At 65.5% G+C, this 12,701-nt stretch carries 12 protein-coding genes; 9 read left to right on the top strand and 3 right to left on the bottom strand.

The window, feature by feature from the left end; all coding sequences use genetic code 11:
* Positions 1-987, top strand: a 987-nt coding sequence (locus HMPREF3115_RS07915; RefSeq protein ID WP_256276103.1) for an MFS transporter, incomplete at its 5' end; no start/stop codon positions are given.
* Between the two features lie 289 nt (positions 988-1,276).
* Complete coding sequence (locus HMPREF3115_RS07910; RefSeq protein WP_006409282.1) at positions 1,277-1,558, top strand: DUF4148 domain-containing protein; 282 nt, start codon at positions 1,277-1,279, stop codon at positions 1,556-1,558.
* Positions 1,559-1,754: 196 nt separating this feature from the next.
* On the opposite strand, the gene HMPREF3115_RS07905 is transcribed toward HMPREF3115_RS07910, so the two are convergent.
* The 3 genes from HMPREF3115_RS07905 to HMPREF3115_RS07895 all read right to left on the bottom strand — a co-directional run bounded on the left by HMPREF3115_RS07905 (position 1,755) and on the right by HMPREF3115_RS07895 (position 5,413).
* A complete protein-coding gene (locus tag HMPREF3115_RS07905) occupies positions 1,755-3,020 on the bottom strand; it encodes a sugar transporter (RefSeq protein ID WP_070554009.1) in 1,266 nt (421 codons plus the stop codon).
* Positions 3,021-3,080: 60 nt separating this feature from the next.
* Positions 3,081-4,235, bottom strand: coding sequence for an extracellular catalytic domain type 1 short-chain-length polyhydroxyalkanoate depolymerase (locus tag HMPREF3115_RS07900; protein WP_053299039.1), 1,155 nt, complete (start codon positions 4,233-4,235; stop codon positions 3,081-3,083).
* A 260-nt stretch (positions 4,236-4,495) separates the two neighbouring features.
* A complete protein-coding gene (locus HMPREF3115_RS07895; RefSeq protein ID WP_006399073.1) occupies positions 4,496-5,413 on the bottom strand; it encodes a fimbrial protein in 918 nt (305 codons plus the stop codon).
* Positions 5,414-5,654: 241 nt separating this feature from the next.
* Here HMPREF3115_RS07895 and HMPREF3115_RS30785 point away from each other — a divergent pair, with 241 nt between their 5' ends.
* The 7 genes from HMPREF3115_RS30785 (at position 5,655) to HMPREF3115_RS32260 (ending at position 12,655) form a co-directional block, all read left to right on the top strand.
* Positions 5,655-5,915 carry a hypothetical protein gene (locus HMPREF3115_RS30785; RefSeq protein ID WP_125902333.1) on the top strand — a complete coding sequence of 87 codons (261 nt, stop codon included), beginning with the start codon at positions 5,655-5,657 and terminating at the stop codon, positions 5,913-5,915.
* Positions 5,916-5,943: 28 nt separating this feature from the next.
* Positions 5,944-6,600, top strand: a complete 657-nt coding sequence (locus HMPREF3115_RS07890; protein WP_006409274.1) for a LuxR C-terminal-related transcriptional regulator — start codon at positions 5,944-5,946, stop codon at positions 6,598-6,600.
* Positions 6,601-6,781: 181 nt separating this feature from the next.
* Positions 6,782-7,366, top strand: a complete 585-nt coding sequence (locus tag HMPREF3115_RS07885) for a fimbrial protein (protein WP_006399071.1) — start codon at positions 6,782-6,784, stop codon at positions 7,364-7,366.
* A 112-nt stretch (positions 7,367-7,478) separates the two neighbouring features.
* The gene (locus HMPREF3115_RS07880) at positions 7,479-8,219 is read left to right on the top strand and encodes a fimbrial biogenesis chaperone (protein ID WP_006399070.1); all 741 of its coding nucleotides are present in this window, start codon (positions 7,479-7,481) and stop codon (positions 8,217-8,219) included.
* A 103-nt stretch (positions 8,220-8,322) separates the two neighbouring features.
* The gene (locus HMPREF3115_RS07875; protein ID WP_070554023.1) at positions 8,323-10,941 is read left to right on the top strand and encodes a fimbria/pilus outer membrane usher protein; all 2,619 of its coding nucleotides are present in this window, start codon (positions 8,323-8,325) and stop codon (positions 10,939-10,941) included.
* A gap of 99 nt (positions 10,942-11,040) precedes the next feature.
* Positions 11,041-12,123: a fimbrial protein gene (locus HMPREF3115_RS07870; RefSeq protein ID WP_006399068.1), complete on the top strand. Its 1,083-nt coding sequence runs from the start codon at positions 11,041-11,043 to the stop codon at positions 12,121-12,123.
* Positions 12,124-12,271: 148 nt separating this feature from the next.
* Positions 12,272-12,655 (top strand): hypothetical protein, encoded by a 384-nt coding sequence (locus HMPREF3115_RS32260; RefSeq protein ID WP_227747510.1) that lies wholly within the window; start codon positions 12,272-12,274, stop codon positions 12,653-12,655.
* Positions 12,656-12,701 lie beyond the last annotated feature (46 nt).

Here is a 12,701-nt window from a genome sequence, read left to right as displayed (position 1 = left end):
ATCGTGCAGGGCATCGCGGTCGGCGGCGAGGCAACCGGCGCGATCCTGATGATCGCCGAGTCGATGCCCGGCACGCAGCGCGGTTTCTGGACGAGTTTCACGATGTTCGCGGGCCCGCTCGCCAACGTGCTGACCGCGTTCGTGATCGGGATGGTGCAGCGGTTCTACGGCGATACGGCGTTCGTCGACTGGGCGTGGCGGATCCCGTTCTTCATCTCCGCGCTGCTCGTGATCGTCGGCTTCTGGACGCGGCGGCGCGTCGAGGAATCGGCAGCGTTCGCCGAGCTCGCGGCCGCGCATCGGACGGTCGAGCGCGCGTCGCTGCGCGAAGCGTGTGCGGGCAACTGGCGGCAGATGGCGCGTGCGTTCTTCGTGAAGGCCGCGGAAAACACGTTCCTCTATCTGTTTTCGACGTTCGCGCTTGGGCTCGCGACCGGCTATCTGCACTTCAGCCGGCCGCAGGCGCTGTCCGCGCTGATGTGGGCGTCGGCGATCGAGGTCGTCGTGATCCTCATCGCTGCACATGTGTCCGACCGGATCGGACGGCGCCCGGTGCTGGTCGCCGGCCTGATCGGCGCGGCGGTCGCCGGGTGTTCGCTGTTCACGCTGTCGCCGGGCAGCGACTATGCGCATCTGCAGCTTGCGCTGATTGCGTGCCTGACCTGCCACGGCGTCATTCTCGGGCCGATGGCCGCGTACATGGCCGAATTGTTCCCGACGCGCGTGCGCTTCACCGCGCTGTCGACGAGCTATCAGCTCGCGTCGGTGCTCGGCGGCTCGATCGCGCCGATCGTCGGCACGCTGCTCGTCAGCTATACGGGCTCGGCGATCTTCGTCGCCGGCTACGCGATCGTGATGGCGCTGCCGGCGTTCGTCGCGGTGATCGCGTCGCGCGAGTCGCGCGGCCAGGAGTTTGCGTTCCAGCCGGCGTCCGACGGCAACGCCGCCGTGCGCGCGGACCAAGCGCCGCGCGCGACACGGGCGTAAACGACGATGCCGCCGCCGCAATACCGGCGGCGAACACGCGGCTACGCGCGCGCTTGCAGCCGACTGCGGCGAGCGCGCATGCGCGACGCGACGCCGGACCGGCCGCGCGCGAGCGTCGGAAGCCGCTATCCGGTACGCCGCACGCCGGATTACAGAATCGTCATTCGGCGGTCAGCGTCGCGTGCGCCGCGATCGCGAGAATGGAAGCGTCGGACGGTGAACCGCATCCGGTCCCGTCGACGGCGCATCGTCGATGCGTCCCCATCGAACCGTTCTCGGGAGTGCCATCATGAACCGCAAGCTGATTGCCGCCGTCGCACTGGCAGCCGTCGTCGGAGCGCCGGCCGTCGCGTTCGCCCAGACCTCGTCGTCCGGACTCACGCGCGCCGAGGTGATTGCCGATCTCGTCCAGGCCGAACGCGACGGCACCGTGCCGACGTCGAACTGGGACTATCCGCCGAGTGCACAGACGATCGCGCGCAATCGCGAGCTGTATGCGATCGCGCACGGCGAGCAGCGCACCGCGACGGCAGCCGCGTCGACGTCCGGAAGCGCGGCGAGTGTCCAGTGATGCCGCGCGGAACGACGATGCGTGCGGCGAGGTTCGCGATCGCGGTCGCGCTGACGGCCGCGATCGCACCGGCGTTCGCGCGCGGGCAGCCGCAACTGCCCGACGACGAAGGCGGTCGCGCGAGCGTGATCGGTGCGCTTTTTCCGTCAGATGCGGCCGTCACGCGCGGCGTTGCCGGCCGCCCGCGATCCGGCGATCAATCGGCGGCAGGCGTTGCAGGATGCGATGCTGCCCGAGCGGACCCGGACGCGGCGGCGGCATCGGCAACCGCGGCCGCGCGCCGCGCATGCAGCCGCAACGCGAGCCAGCAGAGCGCGGCCCCGAGCCCGCCGAGCAGTCCGCCGAACGTGCCGATCCACGGCAGCCCGAAATCGTTCGCGATGTGGTTGCCGAGCAGCGCGCCGCCGCCGATCCCGACGTTGTACAGCGCCGAATAGATCGACATCGCGAGGTCGGTCGCATCGGGCGCGAGCTTCAGCACCCACGCCTGCATCGCGAGACCGAAGCAGATGATCGCGCCACCCCATGCGACCGTGTGCGCCGACAGCGTGACGATCGTGAGCGCGCTTGGGAACAGGATCAGCAGGCACGTCGACGTCGCGACGATCGATCCGAGCAGGAATTGCGCTGGCCTTGCCGGAAACAGGCGGTTGAAGCAGACGGCCGCCGGAATGCCGGCCGCGCCGAACAGCACGAGGATGTACGTGATCCGGTTCTCGCTCGCATGATTCACGTGGCGGACGAACGGCTCGATATACGTGTACGACGTGAAGTGCGCGGACACGACGAGGATCGTGATCGCGTACAGCAGGATCAGCGCCGGATTGCGCAGCAGCGCCGGAACGCTTGCGAGCGAGCCGGTGCGCTGGCTCGGCAGCTCAGGCAGCGTAAAGCGCAGCATCAGCAGCGGGACGACCGCCGTGGCGGCGATGGCGAGGAACGTCATCCGCCAGCCGAGCGTCTCGCCGATCACGCGGCCGAGCGGGATGCCGGCCACCATCGCGATCGCGGTGCCGGTCGCGATCAGCCCGAGCGCGCGGCTTTTCTTGTCGGGCGGTGCGAGCCGGACCGCGAGCGCGATCGAGATCGACCAGAACACCGCGTGCGCGCCGGCGATGCCGAGCCGGCCGATGACGAGCAGCGGGAAATTCCACGCGACGCCGGTCACGACATGGCTCGCAATGAACAGCGCGAATACCGCGACGAGCAGCCGGCGGCGCTCGACCTTGCGCGTCAGCAGCGTGAGGGGCAGCGACGTGAGCGCAACGGTCCACGCGTAGATCGTCAGCATTAATCCGACGTCGGTTGGCGCCATATGAAGGCTGTCGCCGATCGCACCGAGCAGCGCGACCGGTACGAACTCGGTGGTATTGAAAATGAAGGCGGACAGGGCCAAGGCCCATACTCCCCACCACGAATGCGTGGCGGCGGGCGATTCGGAAGGCGTCGTGGGCGTCTGCATAGTCGGAACAGGGCGGTCGTCGTACCGCTCGGCGCGCGTGGCGACGCGGCGTTCGGCGGCTCAACGCGCAAGCTTACCTGCTGTGCGCACGCGCGGTTCGCTTCGCGTGCGCGACAGGCGGGCCGGCGGCCGCGCGCGGCGGCGCCGCCGAAAGAAATTCCAGAACATCGCGGTCGCATCGGGCCCGGTAGCCGAGTGGAACGGCTCGCGCGGATCGCCGCCGCTCCACGCATGCGCGAGCCGGCGCACGACGCACACCCGGACGATCGCGCGGCCGGCGCGCAGATAGTCGGTGTATTCGGCGTCCCCTTCGACGTACGTGCGCTGCTCGCCGACGCGCGGCGCGCCGTGTTCGTCGACGAGCCGGTTCAGCCGCGCGAACGCGAGGCCGAGCTGCGCCGCATTGCGGTCGGCCACGACCGCATCGAGGGCGCCGTGCACGATCAGCGCCGGCATCCCGGGATATGCGGCAGCGTCCGCGCATGCGTCCGCGACGCCGATCGGGTCGTCGCGCAGACCGCGGCGCATCAGACCGACCGCGGCCATCGTCGACAACGGCGGCGCGATCGCCGGGCCCGAATGCAGCCCGACGGCCGCGAACAGATCGGGATAGCGGATCGCGAGCCGCGCCGCGAGCCCGGCGCCGGCCGACATGCCGGCCAGATAGATGCGGTCGCGGTCGATCGCACGCTCGCGGGCGACCGCATCGATCAGCGACGCGATCGCCGGTGCCTCCGACTGCGACGCGTCGCCATGCCAGTTCCAGCAGCGTTGCGCATGCGCGGTTTTTGCCTGTTCGGGAAACAGCACCGCAAATCCGGCGCGCTCCGCGACGCGGCAGATGCGCGTGCCGGCCGCGAACGACTCGGCGGTCTGCTTGCATCCGTGCAGCATCACGACGAGCGGCATCGCACCGCGCGTCGGCCCGGCTGCGGCAGCGGCCGAGGCGGGCAGATACAACGCATACGCAAGATGATTGATCAGCTGTCCGGCGGCCGGGCGCGCCGAATGAAACGAGCGTAGCCAGGTGCCGGGTGCGTCGCGTACCGACGTGCGGGCGGCGGGCGCCGCGGCCGCGCGTTTGGCGGTTCGCACAGCGCCCGCGCGCGCGACCGACGTCGCGGGCCGCGCGGGTTTCTTCTTCGGCCGGGCGGCGGTCGCGATGCCGCGCAGGTCGAAAGGCCATAACCGAACGCCGGATTTTTTCCTGGGCATCACGCGTTCCGTGCCGGCAGCGCGCTCGACAGCTGCGAACGCCGGCGGAGGTCGATGGAGGCAGCGCAGGTGTCGTGCTGCCGCGAACGTCAGCGTGCCGTGTGCGATCGTCTGTCGGTACGGCCGGACGAACGATCGGTGTCATCGAATGACGCGACGGCAGCAACACCGATACCGAGCGATCGCTCGGTCGGCGGAGCCGGACATTCTAGTCGAATCGGATGAAACGGGATCGGCAGAAAAACAGGCGTCCGGCCCGATTAAAGATAATTGAGCAGCACGACCATCGTCGCGTTGACGGGGCCCGGTTGCATGCTCGGTTCGGTCTGCACGTAAGACGCCGTCATCGGAATCGAATAGTTTCCGCCGACGGTTCGGTCGTAAGCGCTCAGCAATTGAGGAGACTGGAACGTGACCGGCGTCCCCGCTTCGTCGGTCAGTTGCACGCCGATGCCCGCGGTCGTGGAACCGGGTGCCAGTTGCAGCGTGCCGGGTATGGCGGAAACGACGCCTTGTGTCGGGTAAAAGCCGAATTCCACGCGATTGAAACCGGCTGGGCAATCGTTCACGCGGATCTGAAACGGCGTCTTGCCGATCGATGAACCGACGCCCTTGAATTGCGACGTATAGACGGTCGGCATCAGGACCGTCTCCTCCGGAATCTTGCATGCGCCGGCGATGGCCCGGACGCTGCCGTTCAGATAGATCGACGTGTTCGTGCCTGCCCACGATCCGTCGTCGTAAGTCAGGAGGTAATAGGTGTTGAACGACCCGCTCGCGAATTTCCCGCTCGATATGGGCGCACTGTTCCGGAGCAACTGAACCTCGCCGGTGCCGGAGAAACGCCCGCTGAATCGCTCTTTGACCACCTTCCCGTCGAGGACGACCTGCACCGAGACGCCCGGCACATTCGTTTCGAGCGAATCGCTCGTCGTCGGGGAACCCCAGATGCTGCCTTTGTTGTACCGAAGCACCTGCGTGATGGTGCAAACGGGCTTTCCGCATACATCGTTCGGTGTGAGCGTGTAGCGGGCGAACACGGTGCCGACGCCGATACCGGTGGGTGCGGTCATTTCGGCATTGCCGAACGCATAGATGCTCGCACTGAGCGCAAGCGAAGAATGGATGAGCGCCGCTACGACGAGCGCAGGGCGAATGATACGGAGCATGATGTTCATGGGCTGCCTGGCAAGTAGGATGACGAACGTCCTGGAAATCCGGATCCGGGAACTGCCTGGACAATGCCGTGGCGTTCGTATGAGTCGACTCCCTTTTCAAGCCGGGGGATCGGGCGGGTGGATGAATGCCGATCGCATGCACGTGAGAATCGGTGCCGCGATCGCCGTGCCGGCGATCTTAGCAATGCGTCTCCACGAGGGAAATGGGACGATTGCTCGAAATATTGAGATTAATTAGGACGTGTCCGATTTCGTGGCGATCCTCCGTATATCGGCGCTGGTAATCGGTGCGGCCGGTACTGGTCATTCGACTGCTTTCCCGAAAATACGGCTTGGTGCGGTCCTGCGCGGCGTTAGTACAAGTCTTATCGATTATTCAAAAATCGAGCATCTGTCCCATATCCATCCTGTAAACGGATTGATAGTATTCGCTCGGTCGATCCGCATTCAAAACAACTTCATGTGGATCGGCGGCTGCGATGTAGCGGACATGTCGAGATGATGGTCCGCATCGCTGTACGGGGACCATCATGGATAAATTCAGCGTTCGAACCGTGATTGCAAACGACCGGCCGTTGATGCTCGCCGGAATGGAATACGTTGCGATCCACTCAGGCGCAATCGAACTTGCCGCACTGTGCAGAAGTACCGATGAGCTGATCGAAACGCTGCAGAACGTGCGATGCGATGTCGTGCTGCTCGATTATTCGATTCGCGGCAGCGGAAATCTTGAAGGACTGGCATTGCTCGGTTATCTGAAGCGCACGTTTCCGGATATGGCGATCGTGACGTTGCTAAGACATGAAAGCCCCGTTCTTGCGCATGCGATTCTGCAAAGCGGCGTGTCGAGCATCGTCAGCAAGTTCGACGAAGTCAATCATATCGTCACCGCGATCCACATGGGTTATGGCGGCGGTCAGTATCTGTCGCCGAAAGTGCGGTCCGCGCTGGAACATGCGTCGACCGAAAACGGCGACCGCATCGCAAAACTGTCGCCGCGCGAAATCGAAATTATCCGGCTTTACTTGTCCGGACTATCGGTCGGCGAAATTGCGGTGCAGTTGAAGAAGGGTAAACAGACGATCAGTGCGCAGAAAACGTCCGCGATGAAAAAACTCGGTGCAAAGACCGATGTCGCGCTGATCGAATGTGCAATGAATCTCGGGCTTGGCGATTTATCGCCATGATCGGTGGGAAATTATGAAGAAACCGATTGAATCGGGAGTGGCGCGCTGTCGTGACGGGCGCATGGGAGGTGATGGATGGCGTGAGTTATTGACTGATTGAATAACGAAGTCTTTCGATTTACTTCGCTTGGTCGACGAATACCGTCGATTTTTTATTGACCGATAGAAACTGGAAATCTCTATGACCAAATATTCACTCCTGACGGCGGCAGCCGGTCTGGCATTCGTCGCGATGAACGCGGCACACGCGTCGGAAGGCACGATCACCTTCCAGGGCTCGGTGGTCGCGTCCACCTGCAAGATCAACGGCGGCACGAACGATCTGACCGTGCAGCTGCCGCGCGCAGCGACGAACCAGCTGGCGACCGTCGGTGCAACGGCCGGCCGTACGCCGTTCACGCTCGCGCTGTCGGGCTGCACCACCGACAAGAAGGGCGAAGACGGCACGACCGTGATTCCGGCGCCGGTGAAGAAGGTGTCGGTCGCGTTCGAACCGGGGCCGACCGTCAATGGCAACGGCCGTCTGAAGCTGACGGGTGACGATGCCGCGAAGGGCGTCGAGATCGCGATCCTGAACGACAAGTACCAGCCGATCAAGATCGGCGCCGACACCGGCATGCAGGGCGTGCAGGTCGCCGACATCGACACCGCGCTCGACGGCACCGGCACTGCGACGCTGCAATTCGCGGCGCAGTACGTCGCGACCGGTCCGGTCACCGGCGGCTCGGCCAATTCGAACGTCACGTACTCGCTCACGTATCCCTGATCCGCGACGCGTCGATTGACGTTGCCGGCCGCCTCGCGCGGCCGGTCGGCGTCGGCTCTTTCGAATGCGTGACAAGCAGTTGATTCGCAGTACCAATGACAGGAGAGGAAAGATGAACGCACGTTCCTACCGCCACCTGCTCGCGTGGATGACGTTCGCGCTGAGCTTTTCGTTTGCACACGCGAGCGTGACGCTGTCCGGCACGCGCGTGGTGTTCGACGCGAACGAGAAGGAAGTCACGATCCAGATGACCAACGACGGCAAGCGTCCGGCGCTGGTTCAGACGTGGATCGACAGGGGCGACGAACGTGCTGCCCCGGAGAGCATCGACGTCCCGTTCGTGATTACCCCGTCGATTTTCCGCATCGAAGGCGGCAAGGGCCAGACGCTGCGGATCCTCCACACCGGAGAGCCGTTGCCGGCCGACAAGGAGTCGCTGTTCTGGCTGAACGTGCTCGACGTGCCGCCGAAAGCGGCGGTCGATGAGGACGCGAACCGGCTGCAGCTCGCGTTCCGCACACGCGTGAAGCTGATGTACCGGCCGGCCGGGCTGTCCGGCAATGCGCTCGACGCGCCGTCGCAACTGAAATGGCGGATCGCGGCCGATGCCGAGCGTCGTCCGGTGCTCGAAGCGACCAACCCGACCCCTTACGTTGTCAACCTGTCCGGCATCGCGCTCGTCGCGAACGGCAAGACGCTCGAGGCGGGAGTCGGCTTCGTGCGGCCCGGCGAGACCGCATCGTTCCCGATCGACGGCGCACTGTCCGCCGACGTTACGGCCGGCAAGGTCGTGTTCAGCAGCATGGACGACTGGGGCGCGAGTCATGCCCATCAGTCCGATGTCGCGCAATGACCGCACGGCGTGACCCGTTCGCAACCGGTTAGGCCCGCACGGGTCTGCCCGGCCGATACAACCGAATCGAAACAAGGGCGTGGTGAATATGGAGAAGCAAGTCATGGATCGGAGGCTAGACAACCAGCCGCGTCTGAAGCCTATCTGCGCACTGCTTCTCACCATTATCGCGGGATGGCAGGCGCAGGCGCGTGCCGGCGAGCCCGGTGAAACGTTCCAGGTCGCGCAGACGGAGTTTGCACAGGTCGAATTCGAGAGCGCGTTTCTGCAAGGTGCCGGCGCGATCGACGTGTCGCGCTACGGGCGCGGCAACGTCGTGCGGCCGGGCCGCTATACGCCGGACATCTACGTCGACGGCCGCTGGGTCGGCCGCGCCGACGTTCCGTTCAAGGCCGCCCCGAACACGCCCGACGCGCAGCCGTGCTTCGACCGCGCGCTGCTCGACCGGATCGGCGTCGATCGTGCACGCCTGCCGAAGGACATTCGCGCGACGTTCGAGCAGGAAGAGGCGTGCCTGCGTATCGGCCAGATCATTCCCGACGCGTCCGTCAGTTTCGACTTCAGCGAGCAACGGCTCGATCTGAGCATTCCGCAGATCGCGATGCGCCGCAGCGCGCGCGGGTACGTGAGTCCCGATCAGTGGACGGCCGGCGTGCCGGTCGCGATGCTCGGCTACAACGCGAACACCTACCACTCGCAGATGCGCGGCGGGCACGGCAACACGCAGGGCTACGTCGGTCTCGACGGCGGCCTGAACGTGCAGCGCTGGCATTTCCGGCACAACGGTTCGTTCAGCTGGGACGATCGCGGCGGGCAGCGCTATCAGAACGTCGCGACCTATTTGCAGCGCGATGTCGCGCGCTGGTCGTCGCAGTTCGTTGTCGGCGATACGTATACGTCCGGCGATCTGTTCGATTCGACGTCGTTCCGCGGTGTTCGGCTGTACACCGACGACCGGATGTTGCCGGAATCCCAGCGCGGTTATGCGCCGGTCGTGCGCGGCGTCGCGAACTCGAACGCGAAGGTCACGATCACGCAGAACGGGATGCGGCTGTACGAAACGACGGTCGCGCCGGGCGCGTTCGTGATCGACGATCTGTACCCGACCGGCTACGGCGGCGATCTGCATGTGACCGTGACGGAAGCGGACGGCTCCGTCCACGCGTTCTCGGTGCCGTTCGCGGCGATCCCGCTGTCGCTGCGTCCGGGGCAGAACCGCTACAGCTTCACGGCCGGCGCGGTTCGCAACCTCGACAACACGTCGCCGCTGTTCATGCAGGCGACGTGGCAGCGCGGGTTCACGAACACGCTCACCGGCTACGGCGGCGTGACGGTGGCCGAAGGCTACGTGTCTGCAATGCTGGGCGGCGTGCTGAACACGTCGCTCGGCGCGATCGGCGCCGACGTCACGCACGCGAGCACGCAGGTGCCCGGCGAGCGTCGCTACTCGGGACAAAGCGTCCGTGTGAGCTATGCGAAGACGGTCGCCGCCACCGGGACGAACATCGCGATCGCCGCGTACCGCTATTCGACGAACGGCTTCTTCGGGCTGAACGACGCGATGCGCGCGCGGGATCAGGCGGCCTCCGACATCCGCTCGTCGAGCCTCTACCGGCAGCGCAATCGCGCATCGCTGACGCTGAGCCAGCAGTTCGGCGACACGTGGGGCAGCGTGAACGCGACCGTATCGGCGGCCACGTACTGGAACCGCAGCGGCTCCGACGTCGATTACACGATCGGCTACAACAACACGTTCCGCAACATCGCGTATACCGTGTCGGCCACGCGCCAGCGCAATGCGTTCGCAGGATCGAGCACGATGATCTATGCGGGGCTGTCGATTCCGCTCGGCCGCACGCGGCCGGCCATCGTGTCGACGAACTTCAGCCACGATTCGCGTGGGTCGACGCAATGGCAGACCTCGCTGTCGGGGTCGGCCGGTACGGACGGCAAGCTCGCATACGGCGTCAACGTGATGCACCGCTCGGGCTTCGGCAATTCGCAGACGAGCGGCGGTGCGAACTTCACGTATCGCGGCGCGCTGGCCGAACTGAGCGGCAGCATGGGCGCGAGCGCCGACTATCAGCAGTACTCGGTCGGCGTGCGCGGCGCGGTTGTCGCGCATCCGGGCGGCGTCACGCTGTCGCAGCCGGTCGGCGAGACGTTCGCGATCGTGTCGGCACCGCATGCGGCCGGCGCGCGGATCACGAACTCGACCGGTGTGCAGGTCGATCGCAACGGTTACGCGATCGTCCCGTATCTGTCGCCGTTCTCGATCAACGACATCACGATCGACCCGAAGGGGCTGTCGACGGACGTCGAGCTGCGGGAAACCAGCCAGCGTGTCGCGCCGCTCGCAGGCGCGGTGCCGATGGTGACGTTCAAGACCGTATACGGCCGCTCCGCGGTGATTCGCGCGCGTCGGCCCGACGGCACGCCGTTGCCGTTCGGTGCGGCGGTGAAGGACGGCAAGGGCGCGGACGTCGGCATCGTCGGGCAGGGCGGAAAGATCTTCGCGCGCGGCCTCGCGGATCAAGGCGAGCTTACCGTCACGTGGGGCACAGCCGACTCGGCATCCGCGTGCCGGTTGTCGTACGCGCTGCCGGTGCGCAAGCGAACTTCCGGCTATCAGCCGCCGCAGAGCCTCGATTTGCCATGCGCCGCGGCGCCCGCTGCCGATTACGCGCCGGCGCTGTCGAACCGCACGACGTCCGGCGCGTGACCGCGGCGCACGCCGTCGCGCGTGCGAATGCGACATTGCGATCGGCCGCGAGCCAACCCGATCGCTCGATCAACGAAAGTGTGTACGCCGAGGGGCATTATGCGCAAGGATTTGAAGCGTCTGCTGCAGATGCTGAAGTACGCGTCGCTGGCCGTTCTGCTGGTCCATGGCCAGCAGGCGCTCGCGGCTTGTACGGCCGCCCGGTGGACCGTGACGTCGAACGTGATCGGCATTTCCGCGCTATCGTTCTCCGGGCCGGCGGACGCGGTGCAGCACGGATCGTTGCTTGCACCGACTGCAACGGCGAAAGTGAACGGATGGCGTTACGAGTTCAACGAGCCGACGACCAATGCAGATTGCCAAAATCTGAAGGGCAGGTTCCAGTCGCTGGGAAAAGTGGTGCCCGGCGTACAGCACGTGTGGAACGGAGGACAAGTGTCGGACATCTGGGAAACAGGCGTTCCGGGTGTCGGCTATGCGCTTCTGATCCAGACCTTCCGCGGCCCCGAAACCGGCGTGAAAGAAGGCGGAATCGATGTGCCGTACGGCGGCGCGGCAAGCCCTTCGTCAATGGAAACGTCCATCACGGTGAAAGCCGCGCTTGTCGTGACCGGACGTCTCGCAACCGGCAGCTACCGGGTCCCGACACAGAACGTCGGCAGGTACACCATCATCGACGGCAGCGGAAAGCCGCTGACCGCCGATATTCCGTTGGCCAGCGTGCCGATCACCGTCGCGGCGCAGGGCTGCAAGGTGGTCGCGGGGGACGGCCAGACGGTCACGCTGCCGAGAGTCATTACGTACGACTTCAAGGAAGTCGGCGCGACATCGGCCGTTTCTTCTTCGTTCGAAATCGGTCTCAAATGCGATACCACGCTGGCCGTTCATGCGACGCTGACGGATGCGAACGATCGATCGAACCTGTCGACGGCACTCACGCTTGGGCCGGGCTCGACTGCGAGCGGGTTCGGTCTGCAGATCTTCCGCGATAAATCGTCGACGCCGATCGCGTTCGGCCCGGAATCGTCGACGAAGGGCAATCCGAACCAGTGGCTGGTCGGGACGGCCAACGCGTATAACACGCTGTTGATTCCGTTTACCGTGAAGTACGTGAAGACCGAGCCGAAGGTCGGGCCGGGAACCGTCAACGCGCGGATGTTCGTCACGTTTTCATATCAGTAGCCGGCAGGCGGCGCCGGATGCGGCGCGGTGACGGGCCGTTTCGGTCGGGATGCGCGATCGATATCAGTCGGCTTGCGAGAGCGGGCGTCGCCGGCCCGCGTTCGCGCAGTCGCATGACTCATGCGTGTAAGCCGGCATCAAGCTCACGGTGCGCCGCACTCAGGACCACGCCGCCACGGGCGTTACACCCCTTCTCGAGAAAATCGGTCACCGAATCGCGACCCGGCACGAACGCGGGCAACTGCAGCGGCACATCCGCCTTGCCGCGATGATACGTGCCGTGATGGCACGCGTGCTGCAGAATGTCGCCGTGCCGGATCCGTGGCGGCTTGCCGCTCGTGAACGTGAAATCGATCGGCTCGTCGAGGGCGCCTGCGTCGACACCGGCGACATACGCGACCTACCCGTCGTCGGCGTCGGCCGCGGCGCGCGCGAGCGTGTCGAGGTCGGGCAATGTGTCGGACCGAGCGGCGCGAAATGCCGGCCGGCGAAGAAACGGCAGGCGATCCGTTCGCGGCGCGCGCACAGATGACGAAATTGTCATCTTCGGGTCGGGCGCCGGTAAGGCGACACCGGCT

This window comes from Burkholderia sp. HMSC10F09 (genome assembly GCF_001806955.1).
GTDB classification, from domain to species: Bacteria; Pseudomonadota; Gammaproteobacteria; order Burkholderiales; family Burkholderiaceae; genus Burkholderia; species Burkholderia multivorans.
This window is presented reverse-complemented; position numbering and strand designations above follow the sequence as displayed.

Excerpts from the sequence above, each read along its gene's own strand:
- HMPREF3115_RS07910 (WP_006409282.1), top strand. The coding sequence starts at position 1,277 with ATGAACCGCAAGCTGATTGCCGCCGTCGCACTGGCAGCCGTCGTCGGA.
- HMPREF3115_RS07905 (WP_070554009.1), bottom strand. The coding sequence starts at position 3,020 with ATGCAGACGCCCACGACGCCTTCCGAATCGCCCGCCGCCACGCATTCG.
- HMPREF3115_RS07900 (WP_053299039.1), bottom strand. The coding sequence starts at position 4,235 with ATGCCCAGGAAAAAATCCGGCGTTCGGTTATGGCCTTTCGACCTGCGC.
- HMPREF3115_RS07895 (WP_006399073.1), bottom strand. The coding sequence starts at position 5,413 with ATGAACATCATGCTCCGTATCATTCGCCCTGCGCTCGTCGTAGCGGCG.
- HMPREF3115_RS07890 (WP_006409274.1), top strand. The coding sequence starts at position 5,944 with ATGGATAAATTCAGCGTTCGAACCGTGATTGCAAACGACCGGCCGTTG.
- HMPREF3115_RS07885 (WP_006399071.1), top strand. The coding sequence starts at position 6,782 with ATGACCAAATATTCACTCCTGACGGCGGCAGCCGGTCTGGCATTCGTC.
- HMPREF3115_RS07880 (WP_006399070.1), top strand. The coding sequence starts at position 7,479 with ATGAACGCACGTTCCTACCGCCACCTGCTCGCGTGGATGACGTTCGCG.
- HMPREF3115_RS07875 (WP_070554023.1), top strand. The coding sequence starts at position 8,323 with ATGGATCGGAGGCTAGACAACCAGCCGCGTCTGAAGCCTATCTGCGCA.
- HMPREF3115_RS07870 (WP_006399068.1), top strand. The coding sequence starts at position 11,041 with ATGCGCAAGGATTTGAAGCGTCTGCTGCAGATGCTGAAGTACGCGTCG.